The sequence below is a fragment of the Streptomyces sp. NPDC037083 genome (assembly GCF_055606485.1).
Map to the genome: position 1 here is coordinate 167,233 of NZ_JBVJSQ010000009.1, position 17,426 is coordinate 184,658.

Consider the following 17,426-nt stretch of genomic DNA (forward strand, 5'->3'; position numbering starts at 1 on the left):
GGCGACCGCCGGTCAGACGCTCGTCGCCGGGTACGTCGGGTACTCCACGCCGGAGACGTGCTGGACGACGCGGACGACCTGGCACGAGTAGCCGAACTCGTTGTCGTACCAGAGGTAGAGGATCGCGTTGTCGCCGTCGACCTTGGTGGCGCCGGCGTCGATGATCGAGGCGTGGCGCGAGCCGATGAAGTCCATCGAGACGGCGTCCGGGGCCGTGGTGAAGTCGATCTGGCGCCTCAGCGGCGAGGTCAGCGAGACGCCGCGCAGGTACTCGAGGACCTCCTCGCGGTCCGTCTCGCGGCCGAGCCGCAGGCTGAGGATCGCGATCGAGACGTCCGGCACCGGGACACGGATCGAGCTGCCGGTGATCGGCGCCTTGAGTTCGGGCAGCGCCTTGGCGACGGCGGACGCGGCGCCGGTCTCGGTGATGACCATGTTCAGCGGCGCCGAACGGCCGCGACGGTCGGCCTTGTGGTAATTGTCCAGCAGGTTCTGGTCGTTGGTGAACGAGTGGACGGTCTCCACGTGGCCGCGCTCCACGCCGTACTCGTCGTTCATCGCCTTCAGCGGCGGGACGATCGCGTTGGTGGTGCAGGACGCGCAGGACAGGATCCGCTCGTCCGGCTTGATCGTGTCGTGGTTGACGCCGTGCACGATGTTCGGGACGTCGCCCTTGCCGGGCGCGGTCAGGACCACCTTGTCGACACCGGGGCGCAGGTGCTTCGACAGGCCCTCGCGGTCGCGCCACTTGCCGGTGTTGTCGATCAGGATGGCGTTGTCGATGCCGTACGCCGTGTAGTCGACCTCGGACGGGTCGTTGGCGTAGATGACCGTGATCTCGTTGCCGTTGGCGATGATCCGGTTGTTGGCCTCGTCGACCGTGATCGTGCCCTGGAACTGCCCGTGCACCGAGTCGCGGCGCAGCAGGGACGCCCGCTTGACGAGGTCGTCGGCGGCCCGGCCTCCGCCGCCGCGCACCACGATGGCGCGCAGCCGCAGGCCGTTGCCGGAGCCGGACTTCTCGATCAGCAGACGGGCGACGAGGCGGCCGATGCGGCCGAAGCCGTACAGGACGACGTCGCGCGGCTCGCGGCGTTCGATCTTGTTGTCGCCCGTGGCGCCGGCGACGGCCTCGGCGGTGAAGTCCAGCACCGACAGACCGCGGTCGTCGGCCCGGTGGCTCTCGGCGAGGATGCCGATGTCGATCTGGGACGGGCCGAGGTCCAGGGTGGTGAGGGCCTCGAGGAAGGGCAGCGTCTCGGTGACCGAGAGTTCCTCGCCCGCGATCTGCCGGGCGAACCGGTGGGTCTTGAGGATGCTGACCACCGACTTGTTCACCAGGGAGCGGCTGTGCAGCAGGACGGTCACGTCCCGCTCGCGGTGCAGCTTCCCGATCATCGGGATCATCGACTCCGCGATCTCCTCGCGGTTCTTCCAGTCAGTGAACGAATCGTCGTTGAGCGTCACGGGCCTATCTTTCGAGCTAGGTGGCGCTCATATGCTAACCCCCTGGTCGTTCGATCATTCAAGCGGGCCCGCGCTCAGGTGTGCGGAGGGTGTCCGGGTGGGTCTCGCGGCGAGGAAAGGCGAGGTCTCCGCCCGGAAGGCGAGGTCTTCGCCCGGATCGCCGCTCGCGGGTTCAGCCGCCGGCGCGGCGCTGCTCGTCGAGGCGCCGACGGGCGTCCGTCCAGTCGACGGGCAGGCCGGCCGCCGGGACCTGCCAGAAGACGAAGGTCGAGTCCTTCATCGTGGACCGCAGGCCGGTCATGATCGACTTGTGCGGCTCGGTCCGCGCGTACCGGTAGAGCGCTTCCCTGTCCTCCCAGGCCGACAGGGTCCAGAAGGTGCGCTTCAGCGGCTGGGCGATCAGCGAGGCGCCGTACGCGCCCGGCGCCCCGGTCACCTGCTTCCATGCGGCCAGCGACTTCAGGAAGAAGCGGGGGACGTCGCTGAGCGAGCGGACTTCGAACCGGGACGCCATGACGAACGCCTCGGCGTCGGATGCGGGGGTGCTGACGGTGGTCCAGGGCAGCGTGGGCATGGCTGTTGCCTTCTCTCCGGCGGCGCGTGAACGCATTGGATACCTCTACTATCCATGTTAGACAGTAGAGGTATCCAGTTTTCAAGGGCAAGGCCGAACAACCGGACCGGAGTCGAACCGCATGCGCATCTCCGAACTCAGCCGCCGCAGCGGCGTCACCGTGACGACCATCAAGTACTACCTGCGCGAAGGGCTGCTCCCGCCCGGCCGCCAGACGGCCGCCACCCAGGCCGAGTACGACGACCAGCACCTGCGCCGACTGCGCCTGATCCGTGCGCTGACCGGTGTGCGCGGCCTGTCGGTCAGCACCACCCGGGAGGTGCTCGACGCCCTCGCCGAGCACTCCGGCGACACCCATCTCCTGCTGGGCCTCGCCCTGGGCTCGCTCCGGGTGGGAGAGCAATCCGCCCCCGGCGCCCCGGAGGCGGCCGAAGTCGACAAGCTGGTCGAGGAGTTGGGTTGGAGCGTGCATGCGTCGGCGCCCGCCCGCGCCGTCCTCGCCGACACCCTGAACTCCCTGCGCGCCCTCGGCGTCCCGCTCGACTGGCGCACCCTCCTGCCGTACGCGCAGCTCGCCGAGCGCACCGCAGTCCTGGATCTCGACCAACTCGTCGGTCTCGACGACCCGTTGGAGACCGCCGAACGCGCCCTGCTGCTGACCGTCCTTCTGGAGCCCGGGCTGATGGCGCTCAGGCGCATGGCCCAGGAGAACGAGTCCGCCCGCCGGCACGCTCCCTAGCGCTCGTCCGCTCCCAGGCCTCAGCGCTGGTCCGCCGAGGTTCGCGGGCCCGATGGGCTACGGTCCCGGCCTTCCCTTACGGACCGTTTCCCGGATGCCAGTCGACGGCCCCAGGGTGTGCCGGCGGCCGCGGCCAGTACCAGCCGCTCACGAGGCGGCTCAGGTCCGACCGGACGCCAGCCGACGGCCCCAGGGCGTGCGGGCGGCCGCGGCCAGTACCAGCCGCTCACGAGGCGGCTCAGGTCCGACCGGACGCCAGACGAGGTCCGGATCACCGACCGAACCGCTCCGCGTCCGGAGCGCGACCAGGTCGTCATGGCCGAGGAGCCGGTGGCGGAACAGCGTATGGCCGCCGTGGTCCTCGGCCACCGTGTCGGGGGACCAACCGTGCTCGCGCAGGCACGCCAGGACGGCGGCCGCATAGCCGGGGGCGCGTTCCGACGGAAACCACAGCAACCGCTGACCGGACAGCTCGGGCCAGGCCAGTTCCCTTCGGTCGGCGAGCGGATGCCGCCCGTGCAGCACCACGCCGAGCGGCTCGTCGTTGAGCGTGTGCAGCTCCAGGGCGGAGGTGTACACGGGCGGGCGCAGGATGCCGAAGGCCAGTGCGCCCGAGCGCAGCAGATCGCCTTGGAGCCGGGAGTCGACCTGCTGGTAGGCGAGCCGCGGCCGCCCCTCGCGTGTCATGACCTGCTCCGCTCGGGCCAGAACGGACTGCGGCACGCCCCGGCACACCCCGACGGCCGCCGTCGGCACGACGTCCCGGGCCGCCGCGATCGACGAACTCAGCTCTGAGAGCGCCCGGTTGACGCCGTCCAGCAGGAGTCGTCCCCCCTCGGTGAGCTCCATTCCCTGCGGCACGCGTCGGAACAGAGGCGTGCCGACCCGTCGCTCCAGCAGGCGGATCTGCTGGCTGAGGCTGGGCTGGGCGATGCGCAGACGTCGGGCAGCCTCGGTGACGGTGCCGGCCTCGGCGACCGCCGCGAAGTACCGCAGGTGTCGCAGCTCCACGCCTGAAAGCCCGTCCATGCCCGGCTCACCCCTTCTGATCAGCGTTCATAGGCGCCAGCCTATGGGCAGGGCGCGGACAGGTCCTGGCGCTGCCGGACCGCCTGCCCTTGGCTGGAGGCATGTACGTGATCGTGTTCCAGTACCACGCGCCGCTGGATGTCATCGACTCCCTCAAGGACGCCCACTACGCCAACCCTTACGGCGTGTTCGCCCAGGGGATGGCGCGCCTCGCGGGCCCCCTGGAGCCCCGCGACGGCGGGTTGATCATCGCGGACGGTGAGCGCTCGGCGATCGAGGCGGCCGTCGCCTCCGACCCGTTCGTCACCAGCGGCGCCGCCACGGCGGAGATCCTCCGGTTCGAACCCGCCTGGACGCCGGGGCGGGCGGCCGCAGCGCCCTGCTCCGTCCCGCCCGAAGTCTCATGATCGCGAACGGGAGCGGCGGAGGAGGCCGGACGGACACCATTTCGCGGGGCGGCTCCCGTGCGGGGTCGGCCGGCAGGAGGGCCGGCCCCCGCCGAGGGGATTGATCCCCGCCTGGTCGGGTACGCGAGGCCGGACCGCCGCTACCAGGGAGCTTCCATGGAGACACCCGCGCACGACCGTACGAACAACCCCGCAGCGCAGGCGCTGGACGCGCTGGCCCGGGACACCGAGGACACCGCGGCACTGGACACGCTCGCTCACTGCGACGTGCTCGTGCCTGTGCCCGACGACGCCACCGACGAGGACGTCACCAACCCGACCACGGTCGCCCTGCCCGTGCTCGAGCAGCCCGGGGGCGCACCCGTGGTCCCGGTGTTCACGTCCGAGCCGGAGATGGCGGATCTGCTGCCCGAGGTCGGCCGCTACCGGCTGGTGCCTCTCGGCGCGCTCGCCGCGCAGTGGCCGAGCGGAGAGCTGTCGCTCTCCATCGACGGGGCCGGCGACCACCCGCTGACGCTGACCTCGGAAGGGGTGCGCACCCTGCTCGCCCGCTGAGCCACGGACCTGCCCGACCGGTGATCACCCGACAGGCGAACGCCTCTCGGGACGCCGCTCCCCGCCTCCGTGCGGGAGGCGCCTCCGTTTCGGCGCGGCGTCCGTCGTCCCGACGGTCGTCGCCGCCGGGGCGGCGCGGGCGGCTTCGCGAACCGCGCCCGCCGTTCGGGGGTCAGGACCCGCTCAGCATCCGCTCCAGCACCGCCCGCTGCAGCGGCAGCACCTCGGCGTGCAGGTCACGGCCCTTGCGAGTGAGGGCGACATACACGCCCCGGCGGTCCTCCACGCAGATGGACCGCTCCACCAGGCCTTCCTTCTCCAGCCGGCCGATCAGGCGGGACAGCGCGCTCTGACTGAGATGCACCCGTCCGACGAGGTTCTGCACCCGGCACTGATCGCCGTTGCGGGGAGCCTCGGCGGCGAGGATGTCGAGTACTTCGAAGTCGCTCGCGCCCAGACCGTGCGGATGCAGCGCGCGGTCGATCTCGCACATCGTGCGCGCGTGCACCGACAGGATGTCCCGCCACCGCTCCTCGAGGCCCGCCCCGGCCGTCTTCGCTGCCATACACGCACGGTAACACCGATCCGACGGTCATTGACCATGCAACTAGTGCGGGTGCAAGCGGTTCGCGGGACGTCCTCAGGCGGTCGGATCCTGGAGCAGCCCCACCAGGTTGCCGTCCCCGTCCTTCACGAAGGCGATCAGCCTGCCGCCGCCGACGTCCTGGGCGTCCTGCAGCAGCTCGGCCCCCGCGGCCAACAGCGCCGTGAGCCGCTCGCGCAGGTCCGTGACATGCCAGTACGGAACCGGCCCGGTCATGCCCTTGGCGTGCCCGTTGGGGTCCAGGCCGACGTCCTGACCGGCGGCCTTGAAGCCGACGTAGTAGGGCTCGTCGGCGTACGGCTCGACCTCCAGCAGCGCGCTGAACAGGGCCTTGGCCCGGCCGAGGTCCTTGACGGGGTAGATGATGGTCTGCAGGCCGGCGGCCATGGCTCCTCCTCGGTGTGCGGTGCGCGCGAACACGTCCGTGTCCTCGCACCACTCACGCTAGGCCGGGGGAGGGGCGAACGGCTTCTCCAATCCTGACCGGTTACCCCACCCGGCCCACCACCGCCCCGGCGCACCCCTGGCACCCGCCCGGCCCGTGCCTGCGCCCGCCCGGGGCCCACGCTCAGCGGGCCTCCGCCCGTGCCGAGCCCGCACCCGCCCGGCGCGCGTCGGGCCGGGGCCTGCGTTCACCCTGGGTCGGTGCCGCCCGGGCCTGCGCCCGTGCCGGGCCTGCGCCCGTGCCGGGCCTGCGCCCGTGCCGGGCCTGCGCCCGTGCCGGGCTTGCGCCCGTGCCTCCGGCCGCATATCGACGCGCCACCCCGGCCGCCATCGACGCCCCGCTCCGTCCGCTCATCCGCGCACCGCCCGTGCCGGGCTTGCGCCCGTGCCGGGCTTGCGCCCGTGCCTCCGGCGGTTCATCGACGTGTCACCCCGCCCCCGCACCGGCGCACCGCCCCGTCCCCGCATCGGCGCAAGGCCCCGCCCGCTCATCCGCGCACCGCCCTGCCGATCGGGTCTCTCGGCGTCACGTCGATTCGCGCTTCACCAGTTCCGTCGGCAGGATCACCGCCGCCGGATCCTCGCCCCCGATCTGAGCGAGCAGCACGCGCACCATCTCGCTGCTGATCCGGTCCCAGGGCTGGCGGATGGTGGTGAGGGAGGGGCTGGCCGCGGTCGCCGCCGGGGAGTCGTCGAAGCCGCCCACGGCGACGTCCTGCGGCACCCGACGGCCCGCCCGGTGCAGCGCCGTCAGCACGCCCTGTGCCATCAGGTCGGACGCGACGAAGACCGCGTCCAGATCCGGGGCCTGTGCGAGCAGCCGCTCGGCGCCCGCCTCGCCGCTGGCCCGGCTGTAGTCGCCGGAGACGACGAGCCGTTCGTCGTACTCGACGCCCGCCTCGGCGAGCACCTCCCGGTACCCGGCGAGCCGCTCCACACCGCCGGGGGTGTCCAGCGGGCCGGTGACCACGCCGACGCGCCGACGGCCCTGCGCGAGCAGATGGCGCACCATGTCCCGGGCGCCGTCGCGGTCGTCGGCGGCCACGTAGCTCACCTTCGAGCCGATTCCGATCGGCTTGCCGCAGGCGACCAGGGGCACGCCCGCGTCGCGCAGCTCCGTGGCGATCGGGTCCCCGGAGTGGCTGGAGACCAGCAGCACCCCGTCGACGTGACCGGCGGTGATGTACCGCGTTATGCGTCGCCGCTCGTCCTCGGTCCCGGCCAGCATCAGCAGCAGGGGGACGTCGTGCGCGGCCAGCGCCTGCGTGCAGCCGCGCAGCAGGACGTTGAAGTTGGGGTCCTCGAAGAACCGTTCCTGGGGCTCGGTCAGCAGAAAGCCCACGGAGTCGGAACGGCCGGTGATCAGCGAGCGGGCGTGCCGGTTCACGACGTATCCCGTCCTGCGGATCGCGGCGTTGACCGCCTCCGCCGCGGCGGGGCTGACGTAGTGCCCGCCGTTGAGGACACGCGAGACGGTGCCGCGTGAGACGCCCGCCTCCCGCGCCACGTCGTGGATGGTCGGCGGTTTGCGCCGGCCCCCGGCACCATGGTTCATGGTCATGACTTTACGGCTCCGGACAGAAGATCCAGGCTCCAGAACCGTTGGATGACGAGGAACAGCGCCACGAGCGGGATCACCGCCAGGAACGCGCCGGTGATCACCAGGGTGTACAGCGCCGGGCTGTTGGCGCCCTGTTCGAGGAGCGTGAACAGACCGAGGGTGATCGGGAACTTCTCGTCGTCGCTGAGCATGATGTACGGCAGCAGGAAGTTGTTCCACACCGCCACGAACTGGAACAGGAACACCGTCACCAGCCCGGGGACCATCATCGGCAGCGCGATCCGGGTGAAGATCCGCCACTCGCTCGCCCCGTCCATCCGGCCGGCCTCCACCACGTCGCCGGGCACGGCCGCGGCCGCGTAGATGCGCGAGAGGTAGACGCCGTAGGGGGAGAGGACCTGAGGCAGCAGCACGGACCAGTACGAGTCGGTGAGGTCCGCCTTCGCCAGCAGCAGGTACTGCGGGATGGCCAGAATGACCGGCGGCATCAGCACGCCGGCGAGCAGGATGCTGAACATCGTCTCGCGGCCGCGGAACCGGTACATCGCCAGCGCGTACCCGCTGAACGCCGACACGCAGGTCGACAGCAGCGCGCCCAGACCTGCGTACAGGGCGGAGTTGCCCATCCACGTCCAGTAGACGCCGTCGCGGTAGGCGTTGAGGTCCCTGACGTTGTCGGCGAAGCCCGTGCCCGGCAGGAACGTGAACGTGGAGAACAGTTCGCGCCCCGACTTGGTGGACGCGATCACCACCCACGCCACGGGCAGGAGGCAGTAGACCGCTCCCAGCAGCAGCGTGAGGGTGGGCAGCGGCGCGATCCGGCTGCGCAGCGGCGGGCGGCTCTGTACGGCGCCCGTCGTGCCGGCCGCGGACGGAGCCTTCTGCACGGCGAGGGAACTCATCGCGTTGCCTCCTGCTTGTTGCGACGGTTCGCGGCCCGCAGGAAGCCGAACGACAGCACCAGCGTGGCGAGAGCGATGATCACGGCCTCGGCGGCCGCCTGGTAGATGTCACCGGTGCCGAACGCGTCCCGGTGCACCTTCATCAGCGGACTCCATGTCGTGGACACGGAGTTGGTGAGCGGTTTGAGGGTGGTGGGCTCGCTGAACACCTGGAGTGTGGCGATGATCGAGAAGAAGAAGGTGAGCACCAGCGAGGGCGCCACCATCGGGATCTTGACCCTGAGCGCGATCTGCAGCGGGGTGGCGCCGTCCAGCTTCGCCGCCTCGTACACCTCGGCCGGGATGGCCTGCAGCGACGTGTAGATGACGATCATGTTGAAGCCGGTGCCGCCCCAGATCGCGATGTTCGACAGGGCGAGGTAGAGCGGGCCGCCGTCCAGCAGGTCGGGCTGGGGCAGGCCGAGTTTCTCGAGGACGTAGTAGAAGGGGCTGACGTCCGGCAGGTACAGGAAGCCCCACAGCAGGGCCGCCACGACGCCGGGGATGGCGTACGGCAGGAAGATCGCGAGCCGGGTGAACGGGGCGAGCCGCACCTTCTCGGCGTCGAGCATCAGGGCGAACAGCAGTGCCAGGCCCAGCATCACCGGGACGACGATGCAGCCGTAGCCGAGGACGCGCAGCGCCCCGTCGATCAGCTCGCTGTCGGTGAGGGCGTCGGTGTAGTTCTCGACGCCGGCCCAGATCTCCTTCCGGGCGCCCGAGCCCAGGCCGAGGCCCGAGACGTGCACCTTGTGGAAGCTGAGCCAGACCGCGTAGCCGATGGGCAGCGCGAAGAACAGGGCGAAGAGAACCGTGGCGGGGAGGAGGAAGGCGTACGGGGCCCCCTTGACCCCGTACGACCTCCCGTGGCGTGCGGTGGTCACTCGGAGACCTCGAAGCCCTGCTTCTTCATGTCGGCGACGGTGTCCGACTGCATCTTCGCCAGGGCGGCGGAGAAGTCCGACCTGTCCTTGGCGGCGGCGCCGAAGGCGTCCTTGAAGGACGTGTAGGCGACGTTCACGTTCGGCCCCCAGGCCGAGGGTGCCGTCGTCTTCGCGATCTTGGCGGCCAGGGTGTAGAAGTCCGCCTGCTGGGAGAAGTAGTCCGGCGGGGTGGTGAAGGCGCCGCTGAGCTGCGCGGACGTGGAGGCGGGGTAGATGCCGCCCTCCTTGGCCAGCGCGGTGAGGGCGTCGCCGTCGGTGTTCAGCCAGGCGGCGAACTCGGCGGCGGCCTCCTTGTGCCGGGAGTCCGTCGTCACGGCCGTCGAGGATCCGCCCCAGCTGCCGGTGACGTTCTCGCTGTTCGACCACTGGGGGAGCGGGGCCATGGCCCACTTGCCCTTGGTGTCGGGCGCGGCCGTGGTCAGGGTGCCGGGGGCCCACACGGCGGAGACCCAGGCGATCTGCTTGCCGGTGTTCAGCGCCTTGTTCCAGGCCGGGGTGTACATCGGCTGGTTGTCGACGGCGCCCTCCTTGACGAGGCCGCCCCAGAAGTCGGCGACCTTCTTGGTGGCCGCGTCGTCGATGCCGACCTTCCACTGGTCGCCGGAGGTGGTCCACCACTTGGCGCCGGCCTGCTGGGCGAGGCCCGCGAAGAGACCGGAGTCGTTGGCGGAGAAGGTGGTCAGGTCGGTGTCCGGGGCCTTCTTCTTCAGGGCGCGCGCGGTCTGCGCGAACTGTTCCCAGGTCGTGGGGACGGTCAGGCCGTACTTCTTGAAGAGGTCGGCGCGGTAGTAGAACATCATCGGGCCGATGTCCTGCGGCACCGCGTAGACGGCGTCCGTGCCCAGCGTCGTCTGCTGCCAGACGCCGTCGGCGAACTTGCTCTTCGCGTCGCCGACGTCCTTCGCTATGTCGGCCAGCGCGTCGTTGCTCACCAGCGTGGGCAGCGCCTGGTACTCGGCCTGGACCAGGTCCGGGGCCTTGCCGGCCTTGTGCGCGGTGAGGATCTTGGTGACCAGCGTGTCGCCGGACGCCTGCTTCTTCACCGTGACCGTGATCCGGTCCTTCTTGCCCGGGCCCTTGTTCCACAGGTCCACGACCTTGTCCATGCCGGGCGTCCACGTCCAGTACGTGAGCGAGACCGGGCCGGACTCGGCGCCGCTGTCGTCGTCGGACGAGCCGCAGGCGACGAGTGCGGTGGCGCCGAGAGTGACGGTGAGGGCGGATGCCGCGCCTCTGGCAAAGAGCCGCCGACGCTTCGTGTTGGGCATGGATCTCTCCCCTGACCTGGGTTCCCGCCGGATGCGGAAATCTGCCGTGCAAGGGCACGACGAGGGGCTCCCGCCCATGGCGAGGCCCTGTCATGCCGTCTGTGAGCGTTCACAGTAGAGAAACATCCCGGACACTTGTCAATGGTTGTTGCTGTGCGGTTATGTTGGGCTCCGAACGCCGCAGCTGTGTGTGCACGTTCCCAAATGATCGATTAAACGGGAGACATCCATGCCGGAGACCAGCCCCAGGGGCCTCACCAGGCTCGCCTTCGGGGGGGACTACAACCCCGAGCAGTGGCCGGAAACCGTCTGGCAGGACGACGTCCGGCTGATGCGGGAGGCCGGCGTCACCATGGTGAGCGTCGGGATCTTCTCCTGGGCCCTGCTGGAGCCCGCACCGGGGGAGTACGACTTCGGCTGGCTCGACCGCGTCGTCGCGCTGCTGCACGACAACGGCATCCGCGTCGACCTGGGCACGCCGACCGTCGCCCCGCCCGTCTGGTTCTACCGCAACCACCCCGAGGCGCTGCCCGTCACCCCCGAGGGCGTGCGCTACGAGTTCGGCTCCCGGGCGGCGATCTGCCACAGCAACGCGGACTACCGCTCCGCCGCGGCGAACATCACCACCCGGCTCGCCGAGCGCTACGGCGACCACCCGGCGCTGGCCATGTGGCACGTGCACAACGAGTACGGCGTCCCCGTCTCGGCCTGCTACTGCGACTCCTGCGCCGCCCACTTCCGCCGCTGGCTGCGGACGACGTACGGCTCGGTCGACGCGGTCAACGAGGCCTGGGGCACCGCCTTCTGGGGCCAGCGCTACGGGAGCTTCGAGGACGTCAACCCGCCGCGCGCCACCCCGACCGTCGGCAACCCGGGCCAGGCCCTGGACTACAAGCGGTTCGCCGACGCCACCATGCGCGAGAACTTCCGCATGGAACGCGACATCCTGCACCGCCTGGCTCCCGGAGTCCCGGTCACCACCAACTTCATGACCGCGCTCAGCCAGTGCGACTCGGTCGACTACTGGGCCTGGGGCCGTGAGGTCGACATCGTGACCAACGACCACTACCTGATCACCGACGGCCGCCGCACCCACGTCAACCTCGCGATGGCCGCCGACCTCACCCGTTCCGTCGGGGCGGGCGCGCCGTGGATCCTGCTGGAGCACTCCACCTCGGGCGTCAACTGGCAGCCGCGCAACCCCGCCAAGGCCCCCGGCCAGATGGCCCGCAACTCCCTGGCGCACGTGGCCCGCGGCTCCGAGGGCGCCATGTTCTTCCAGTGGCGGCAGTCCCGGCGCGGCGCCGAGAAGTTCCACTCGGCGATGGTCCCGCACGGCGGCACCGACACCCGTGTGTGGCGCGAGGTCGTCGAGCTGGGCGCGTCACTGGACTCCCTCGCCGCCCTGCGCGGCACCCGTACCGAGGCCGACGTGGCGGTGCTGTGGGACTGGCACTCCTGGTGGGCGCAGAACCTCGCCTGGCGTCCCAGCGAGGACGCCGACCCGCGCGAGCGCGCCGACGCGTTCTACGAGGCCCTCTACGACCGTCACCTCACCGTGGACTTCGCCCACCCCGAGTCCGACCTGTCGACGTATCCGCTGGTCGTGGTGCCCGCCCTGTATCTGATGACGCAGGCGGCCGGGAACAACCTCAGGGAGTACGTGGAGAACGGCGGCACCCTGGTGGTGTCGTACTTCTCCGGCATCGTCGACGAGCACGACGCCGTCCACGAGGGGGCCTGTCCCGGGGCGCTGCGGGACGTCCTCGGTCTGACCGTCGAGGAGTTCTCACCGCTGCTGCAGGGCGAGAGCGTGCGCCTGACCGGCCCCGACGGATCCGAACTCGGCGGCGACGTCTGGACGGAGTTCGTGGTGCCGCGCGGCGCCGAGACCGTCTGGACGTACGCCGACGGTCTCGCCGCCGGCCATCCCGCCGTCACCCGGCACCGCCTCGGCGCCGGCGCCGCATGGTACGTCTCCACCCGCCTCGGCCAGGAGGGCCTGGACGCGCTGCTCGACCGGGCGGCCGAGGACGCCCGCCTGGCCCCGCGCGCCGACCTGCCCCGCGACGTCGAGGTCGTGCGCCGCTCCGGCGCCACGGGCAGCTACCTCTTCGCCGTCAACCACACCGCCGCCGACGTCAAGGTGCCGCTGGAGACCTGCGGCACCGAGCTGCTGACGGGCGAACGCGCCGCGGGCCGCCTGGCGGTCCCGGCCGGAGCCGTCCGGGTCGTGCGACTCGACGGCTGAGCCGACTCCCCCTTCGCCCGTGGAGCCGCGAGCCGCGGGCGGAGGGGGTTCCTCCCGGACGAGAGACCACCTGAATCTCACGAGGGAGCCCCATCCCCATCACGTCGAAGGGACGACGGACGACGATGTTCCATCCCAGACGCACCCTCAGGGCCCTGCTGCTGCCGCTCGCCGCGGGACTCGCCCTCACCGCCCTGCCCGCACAGACCGCCCAGGCCGCCGCCACCCTCGCCAACGGCGGCTTCGAAGCCGACGGCGCCGGCTCGTCCGCACCCGCCGGCTGGTCGGAGTACGGCGACACGGGCGCCTCGTTCTCGGAGTCCGGCGGGCACGGCGGCAGCCACCGTCTGTCCCACTGGGCGACCACCGCCTACAAGGTGGAGACGTACCAGTACCTGTCGGGCCTGACCAACGGCACGTACAAGCTGACCGCCTGGGTCCGCTCCGGCGGCGGCCAGAAGTCCGCGTACATAGCGCTCAAGAACTGCGGCGGCACGGACCAGCGCACCGACATTCCGGTCTCCTCCAGCGGATGGATCCACATCGTCACGCCGGTCAGGGTGACGAACCACCAGTGCACCATCAGCATCAACAGCGACGCGAACGCGGGCAACTGGATCAACGTCGACGACCTGGCCTTCACGTCCGGCACGACCGGACTGTCGATCAAGGGCTCCGACATCTCCTCCCTGGCCAAGAGCGAGGCCAAGGGCGGTGTCTACAGGACCGCTGCGGGCTCCGCCGGCGACGCGGTCACCATCCTGAAGAACGCCGGCATGAACTACGCCCGCCTGAAGGTCTGGGTCGACCCGGCCGACGGCTACAACAACAAGACGCGTGTCCTGGCCGTGGCCAAGCGCGTCAAGGCCGCCGGCATGAAGCTCCTGGTCGACTTCCACTACTCGGACACCTGGGCCGACCCCGGCGCCCAGTCCAAGCCGGCCGCGTGGGCGGGACACTCGTACGCCCAGCTCAAGGCCGACGTCTACAACCACACGTACGACGTGCTGAACGCGCTGAAGGCGCAGGGCACCACCGCCGACATGGTCCAGGTGGGCAACGAGATCAACGGCGGCATGCTGTGGTCCGAGGGTTCCACCGACAACTTCGGCCAACTGGCCGGTCTGCTCAACTCCGGCTACGACGCGGTCAAGGCGGTCGGCTCGTCCACCACGGTCGCCCTCCACCTCGCCAAGGGCGGCGACCTCGGCGGCACCCGCTGGTGGTTCGACAACGCCGTGGCCAACGGCGTGAGGTTCGACGCGATCGGTCTGTCGTACTACGGGTACTGGCACGGCACGTTCGCCGACTTCCAGACCACCCTGGACGACGCCGCCGCACGCTACTCCAAGCCGGTGTTCGTCGCCGAGACGGCCTATCCCTTCCGCCTCGACAGCGACGACTCGCTCACCAACCAGATCGACCTCTCCTCCGAACTGGTCCCCGGCTATCCGGCGACCGCCGCCGGTCAGCTGGCGTGGATGAACGCCGTCGCGAACATCGTGGAGGCCGTCCCGAACGGCCGTGGACTCGGCGTCTTCTACTGGGAGGCGACCTGGACCGCCGTCACCGGCAACGGCTGGGACCCTGCCGACGCCGCGTCCGGCAACGGCTGGGAGAACCAGGCGCTGTTCGGCTACGACGACAGGGCCCTGTCCTCCATGGCGTGGTTCAGCCACCGCTGAGCCGGCGCCCGCGTCCCGCAGGGGCCCGTCCGCACCGCGCGGCCGGGCCCCTGCCCGTCCGTTCCGCGATCCTCGAACACCCTTGTATGGAATGGGTGTTCGATCCCGGCCAAGGCTCACGGAGTGCGGGACACGGCGGCCCCGACTGCGCGAGAGTGGAAGGGCGCGGTACGAGGGAGCCCCGAGCGAGGGGCCGGAGGGGGCGACGATGCTGAGGACGCCGGTGGGTGAGAGGCGACTGGACATCCTGGAGTGGTTGAAGGCGCCGGCCCGGCACTTTCCGCCGCAGCGGCACGGCGACATCGCCGAGGACGGCGTCACCGCCGACGCCGTGGCGGCGAAACTGGGCGTGCCCCGCCAGGTGGCGCACACCCATCTCACCCTGCTCGTGGACCTCGGCCTGCTGCGCGCCAAACGGATCAGGCGCCGCACCTACTACCGGCGCGACGAGATGCGCATCGCCGAGGTGGCGCGCATGTTCGACAAGGGCTGGTAGGGAACGGCGCGGAGGGGACGGCAGAGGAGCGGGAGACCGCTCCGCGGAAAGGCCCGGCAAAGGACCGCAGTTGCGCTCCGTCGGGCCCCCGCCCGCCTGCGAGGATGGCCGCCTCCTCAAGGAAGGCGGACCCCATGGACCGTCGGGCGCCCCTCGTCCCTCTCAGGTACGTCTCTCTTCCCGGGCAGGGCCCCGAAGATGTCGTCGCCGACCCCAGAGGGCGTGTCCTGACCGGAGTGTCGGACGGACGGATCCTGCGCGTGGACGGCCTGGACGACCCGCCGACGGCCCGTGTCGAGCACGTCGGCGAGATCGGTGGCAGGCCGCTGGGGCTCGAACTCCTCCCGGACGGCGACCTGTTGGTCTGCTGCGCCGACGGCGCGCTGCTGCGCATGGACCCCGACGGCGGCACGGGCAACGTCCGGGTCCTGACCGAGTCGGCGGCGGGGGAGAGGCTGCGCTTCTGCAGCAACGCCGTCGCCCTGCCCGACGGCACCGTCTACTTCACGGTCTCCAGCCGGGTCCATCCCCTGGAGGACTGGATGGGCGACATCGTCGAACACAGCGGCACAGGACGCCTGTTGCGGCTCGAGCCCGGCGCACGCGAGGCCGAGGTCGTCCTGGAGGGTCTGCAGTTCGCCAACGGCCTCGCGCGCAGCGCCGACGACTCGTTCCTGATCGTCGCGGAGACCGGCGCCCGCCGGCTCACCCGCTTCCGGCTCACCGGGCCCCGCGCCGGGCAGGCCGAGCCCCTCGTCGAGCGTCTGCCGGGCTTCCCGGACAACATGTGGCGCGGCGCGCCCGACGGCCCGGTGTGGGTGGCGCTGGCCGGGCCGCGCGTGCCCCCGCTCGACCTCCTGCACCGCGCCTCCCCCGCCGTACGCCGCCGGGCCGCGCGTCTCGCCGTCAACGCGCCCTTCCGCCCCTCGGGCACGACCGGCGTGCTCGCGATCGACGACGACGGCCGGATCGTCCACCGTCTCACCCGCCGCCGCTCCGGATTCCGCATGGTCACCAGCGTCTGCGAGACCGGCGGCCGGCTGGTCCTGGGCAGCCTCGTGGAGCGGGGCATCGCGCTCTGCGAGGCGCCCGTGGCCAAGTGAGACGGGGTTACCCTGGTGCCCGGCCGTGATCACTCCGAGGAGTGGGCTGGTCCCGGCCGGGCGGGAGACGTACGACATGACAGCCCCGGAGGCCGAGAGCCTCCGTACCAGCGCCCCACGCAGGACCACCGGGACGGGTCAGCTGCCGGTGGTCGCCGTCGTGGCCGTCGGCGGCGGCCTCGGCGCAGCCGCCCGCTACGCGGCCTCACTCCGGTGGCCCACGCCGACCGGCGGTTTCCCCTGGTCGACGTTCTGGGTGAACGTCGTCGGCTGTGCGGTGATCGGCGTCTTCCTGGTGCTGATCACCGAGGCCGTGGCCGCGCACCGGCTGGTGCGCCCGTTCTTCGGCACCGGCGTCCTCGGCGGCTTCACCACCTTCTCGACGTATGCCGTCGACGCCCGGCGGCTGCTCGGCGAGGACCGGCCCGGCACGGCCCTGGCCTACCTCGCCGCGACCCTGTTCGCGGCCCTCGTCGCGGTGTGGCTCGCGGCCACCGCGACCCGCCGCGTTCTCCAGTGGAGGCAGCGATGACGAGGCTGACCGGCAGTGCCCTGCGGCTGACCGTTCTCATCGGCGAGAACGACACCTGGCACCGCAAGCCCCTCTACACGGAGATCGTGCACCGCGCCCGCGCGGCCGGTCTCGCGGGCGCCAGCGTCTTCCGCGGCATCGAGGGCTTCGGCGCGTCCTCGATCGTCCACACCTCCCGGCTGCTCTCGCTCAGCGAGGACCTGCCGGTGGCGGTCGTCGTCGTGGACACCGAGGAGCGGGTGCGGGCCTTCCTGCCCCAGCTCGAGGAGCTGGTCACGGAGGGGATGGTCACCCTCGACCGGTGCGAGGTGATCAGGTACGCGGGCCGTGATGCGAACGGGGGCGATCCGGACATGAAGGGTAAGAAGTCGTTGTGAACTGGCTGGCGGTCGTCGTGGGCGGCATGATCGGCGCCCCCCTGCGGTACCTGACCGACCGCACCGTGCAGTCGCGGCACGACTCGCTCTTCCCCTGGGGCACCTTCGTCGTCAACGTCACCGGCTGCCTGATCCTCGGTACGCTGACCGGGGCCGCCGGCGTCGCCCCCGACCTGCGGTTGTTTCTCGGAACCGGCCTGTGCGGGGCGCTGACGACGTACTCCACGTTCTCGTACGAGACACTGCGGCTGACCGAGACCGGCGCGGGCCTCTACGCCGCAGTCAACGCCGTCGCGAGCGTGGTGACCGGGCTCGGGGCCGCGTTCGCCGGGGTGGCCCTGGGGCAGTGGGTGTGGCCGTGAGCGGCCCGGTCGGATGCGGGCCTGGTAGGACTGTGTACGACACCGGACCGTCTACAACGCTGTCGACCGATTCGTCTCCTCAGAACT

The 17,426-nt window shown here is 71.1% G+C and carries 19 protein-coding genes; 10 read left to right on the forward strand and 9 right to left on the reverse strand.

Features of this window, described 5'->3' with window-relative positions; all coding sequences use genetic code 11:
* Positions 1-12: 12 nt before the first annotated feature.
* Together ACZ7DE_RS24315 and ACZ7DE_RS24320 are read right to left on the reverse strand one after the other, a co-directional pair.
* On the reverse strand, positions 13-1,467 hold the full coding sequence (locus tag ACZ7DE_RS24315; RefSeq protein WP_470764532.1) for a glyceraldehyde-3-phosphate dehydrogenase: 1,455 nt from the start codon (positions 1,465-1,467) through the stop codon (positions 13-15).
* Between the two features lie 172 nt (positions 1,468-1,639).
* Entirely contained in the window at positions 1,640-2,041 is a 402-nt protein-coding gene (locus ACZ7DE_RS24320; RefSeq protein WP_470764534.1) for a DUF3291 domain-containing protein, read from the reverse strand.
* Positions 2,042-2,162: 121 nt separating this feature from the next.
* On the opposite strand from ACZ7DE_RS24320, the gene ACZ7DE_RS24325 reads away from it, so the two are divergent.
* Entirely contained in the window at positions 2,163-2,780 is a 618-nt protein-coding gene (locus ACZ7DE_RS24325; protein ID WP_470764536.1) for a MerR family transcriptional regulator, read from the forward strand.
* A 159-nt stretch (positions 2,781-2,939) separates the two neighbouring features.
* Here the strand turns inward: ACZ7DE_RS24325 and ACZ7DE_RS24330 are convergent, their stop codons facing one another.
* Positions 2,940-3,809: a LysR family transcriptional regulator gene (locus ACZ7DE_RS24330; protein WP_470764537.1), complete on the reverse strand. Its 870-nt coding sequence runs from the start codon at positions 3,807-3,809 to the stop codon at positions 2,940-2,942.
* Positions 3,810-3,910: 101 nt separating this feature from the next.
* Here ACZ7DE_RS24330 and ACZ7DE_RS24335 point away from each other — a divergent pair, with 101 nt between their 5' ends.
* Both ACZ7DE_RS24335 and ACZ7DE_RS24340 read left to right on the forward strand, forming a co-directional pair.
* Positions 3,911-4,216: a YciI family protein gene (locus tag ACZ7DE_RS24335; protein WP_470764539.1), complete on the forward strand. Its 306-nt coding sequence runs from the start codon at positions 3,911-3,913 to the stop codon at positions 4,214-4,216.
* Positions 4,217-4,372: 156 nt separating this feature from the next.
* Complete coding sequence (locus ACZ7DE_RS24340) at positions 4,373-4,771, forward strand: SseB family protein (protein WP_470764541.1); 399 nt, start codon at positions 4,373-4,375, stop codon at positions 4,769-4,771.
* A 172-nt stretch (positions 4,772-4,943) separates the two neighbouring features.
* Here ACZ7DE_RS24340 and ACZ7DE_RS24345 read toward each other — a convergent pair whose 3' ends face one another.
* The 6 genes from ACZ7DE_RS24345 to ACZ7DE_RS24370 form a co-directional block, all read right to left on the reverse strand.
* Entirely contained in the window at positions 4,944-5,336 is a 393-nt protein-coding gene (locus tag ACZ7DE_RS24345) for a MarR family winged helix-turn-helix transcriptional regulator (RefSeq protein ID WP_470764543.1), read from the reverse strand.
* Between the two features lie 75 nt (positions 5,337-5,411).
* A complete protein-coding gene (locus ACZ7DE_RS24350; protein WP_470764545.1) occupies positions 5,412-5,762 on the reverse strand; it encodes a VOC family protein in 351 nt (116 codons plus the stop codon).
* 583 nt (positions 5,763-6,345) lie between these two features.
* Positions 6,346-7,380: a LacI family DNA-binding transcriptional regulator gene (locus ACZ7DE_RS24355; RefSeq protein ID WP_470764547.1), complete on the reverse strand. Its 1,035-nt coding sequence runs from the start codon at positions 7,378-7,380 to the stop codon at positions 6,346-6,348.
* Entirely contained in the window at positions 7,377-8,282 is a 906-nt protein-coding gene (locus tag ACZ7DE_RS24360) for a carbohydrate ABC transporter permease (protein WP_470764549.1), read from the reverse strand. Before ACZ7DE_RS24360 ends, ACZ7DE_RS24355 begins: the two co-directional genes overlap by 4 nt.
* Entirely contained in the window at positions 8,279-9,205 is a 927-nt protein-coding gene (locus tag ACZ7DE_RS24365; protein WP_470764551.1) for a carbohydrate ABC transporter permease, read from the reverse strand. The genes ACZ7DE_RS24360 and ACZ7DE_RS24365 overlap by 4 nt, the downstream gene beginning before the upstream one ends.
* Positions 9,202-10,533, reverse strand: coding sequence for an ABC transporter substrate-binding protein (locus ACZ7DE_RS24370; RefSeq protein ID WP_470764552.1), 1,332 nt, complete (start codon positions 10,531-10,533; stop codon positions 9,202-9,204). The genes ACZ7DE_RS24365 and ACZ7DE_RS24370 overlap by 4 nt, the downstream gene beginning before the upstream one ends.
* 229 nt (positions 10,534-10,762) lie before the next feature.
* Between ACZ7DE_RS24370 and ACZ7DE_RS24375 the strand changes: the two genes are divergently transcribed.
* The 7 genes from ACZ7DE_RS24375 (at position 10,763) to crcB (ACZ7DE_RS24405) (ending at position 17,339) form a co-directional block, all read left to right on the forward strand.
* Complete coding sequence (locus ACZ7DE_RS24375) at positions 10,763-12,784, forward strand: beta-galactosidase (protein ID WP_470764554.1); 2,022 nt, start codon at positions 10,763-10,765, stop codon at positions 12,782-12,784.
* A gap of 125 nt (positions 12,785-12,909) precedes the next feature.
* Complete coding sequence (locus tag ACZ7DE_RS24380) at positions 12,910-14,469, forward strand: glycoside hydrolase family 53 protein (RefSeq protein ID WP_470764556.1); 1,560 nt, start codon at positions 12,910-12,912, stop codon at positions 14,467-14,469.
* 208 nt (positions 14,470-14,677) lie between these two features.
* The gene (locus ACZ7DE_RS24385) at positions 14,678-14,965 is read left to right on the forward strand and encodes an ArsR family transcriptional regulator (RefSeq protein ID WP_470764557.1); all 288 of its coding nucleotides are present in this window, start codon (positions 14,678-14,680) and stop codon (positions 14,963-14,965) included.
* 134 nt (positions 14,966-15,099) lie between these two features.
* Positions 15,100-16,068, forward strand: a complete 969-nt coding sequence (locus ACZ7DE_RS24390) for an SMP-30/gluconolactonase/LRE family protein (protein ID WP_470764559.1) — start codon at positions 15,100-15,102, stop codon at positions 16,066-16,068.
* Positions 16,069-16,144: 76 nt separating this feature from the next.
* Positions 16,145-16,600 carry a fluoride efflux transporter CrcB gene (gene crcB / locus ACZ7DE_RS24395; RefSeq protein ID WP_470764561.1) on the forward strand — a complete coding sequence of 152 codons (456 nt, stop codon included), beginning with the start codon at positions 16,145-16,147 and terminating at the stop codon, positions 16,598-16,600.
* Positions 16,597-16,977, forward strand: a complete 381-nt coding sequence (locus ACZ7DE_RS24400; protein ID WP_470764563.1) for a DUF190 domain-containing protein — start codon at positions 16,597-16,599, stop codon at positions 16,975-16,977. The genes crcB (ACZ7DE_RS24395) and ACZ7DE_RS24400 overlap by 4 nt, the downstream gene beginning before the upstream one ends.
* On the forward strand, positions 16,974-17,339 hold the full coding sequence (gene crcB, locus ACZ7DE_RS24405) for a fluoride efflux transporter CrcB (RefSeq protein WP_470764565.1): 366 nt from the start codon (positions 16,974-16,976) through the stop codon (positions 17,337-17,339). The genes ACZ7DE_RS24400 and crcB (ACZ7DE_RS24405) overlap by 4 nt, the downstream gene beginning before the upstream one ends.
* Positions 17,340-17,426 lie beyond the last annotated feature (87 nt).

What these genes read in the sequence shown, in the direction of transcription:
- ACZ7DE_RS24320 (WP_470764534.1), bottom strand. Translation starts at nt 2,041, where the DNA reads ATGCCCACGCTGCCCTGGACCACCGTCAGCACCCCCGCATCCGACGCC.
- ACZ7DE_RS24325 (WP_470764536.1), top strand. Translation starts at nt 2,163, where the DNA reads ATGCGCATCTCCGAACTCAGCCGCCGCAGCGGCGTCACCGTGACGACC.
- ACZ7DE_RS24330 (WP_470764537.1), bottom strand. Translation starts at nt 3,809, where the DNA reads ATGGACGGGCTTTCAGGCGTGGAGCTGCGACACCTGCGGTACTTCGCG.
- ACZ7DE_RS24335 (WP_470764539.1), top strand. Translation starts at nt 3,911, where the DNA reads ATGTACGTGATCGTGTTCCAGTACCACGCGCCGCTGGATGTCATCGAC.
- ACZ7DE_RS24340 (WP_470764541.1), top strand. Translation starts at nt 4,373, where the DNA reads ATGGAGACACCCGCGCACGACCGTACGAACAACCCCGCAGCGCAGGCG.
- ACZ7DE_RS24345 (WP_470764543.1), bottom strand. Translation starts at nt 5,336, where the DNA reads ATGGCAGCGAAGACGGCCGGGGCGGGCCTCGAGGAGCGGTGGCGGGAC.
- ACZ7DE_RS24350 (WP_470764545.1), bottom strand. Translation starts at nt 5,762, where the DNA reads ATGGCCGCCGGCCTGCAGACCATCATCTACCCCGTCAAGGACCTCGGC.
- ACZ7DE_RS24355 (WP_470764547.1), bottom strand. Translation starts at nt 7,380, where the DNA reads ATGACCATGAACCATGGTGCCGGGGGCCGGCGCAAACCGCCGACCATC.
- ACZ7DE_RS24360 (WP_470764549.1), bottom strand. Translation starts at nt 8,282, where the DNA reads ATGAGTTCCCTCGCCGTGCAGAAGGCTCCGTCCGCGGCCGGCACGACG.
- ACZ7DE_RS24370 (WP_470764552.1), bottom strand. Translation starts at nt 10,533, where the DNA reads ATGCCCAACACGAAGCGTCGGCGGCTCTTTGCCAGAGGCGCGGCATCC.
- ACZ7DE_RS24375 (WP_470764554.1), top strand. Translation starts at nt 10,763, where the DNA reads ATGCCGGAGACCAGCCCCAGGGGCCTCACCAGGCTCGCCTTCGGGGGG.
- ACZ7DE_RS24380 (WP_470764556.1), top strand. Translation starts at nt 12,910, where the DNA reads ATGTTCCATCCCAGACGCACCCTCAGGGCCCTGCTGCTGCCGCTCGCC.
- ACZ7DE_RS24385 (WP_470764557.1), top strand. Translation starts at nt 14,678, where the DNA reads ATGCTGAGGACGCCGGTGGGTGAGAGGCGACTGGACATCCTGGAGTGG.
- ACZ7DE_RS24390 (WP_470764559.1), top strand. Translation starts at nt 15,100, where the DNA reads ATGGACCGTCGGGCGCCCCTCGTCCCTCTCAGGTACGTCTCTCTTCCC.
- crcB (WP_470764561.1), top strand. Translation starts at nt 16,145, where the DNA reads ATGACAGCCCCGGAGGCCGAGAGCCTCCGTACCAGCGCCCCACGCAGG.
- ACZ7DE_RS24400 (WP_470764563.1), top strand. Translation starts at nt 16,597, where the DNA reads ATGACGAGGCTGACCGGCAGTGCCCTGCGGCTGACCGTTCTCATCGGC.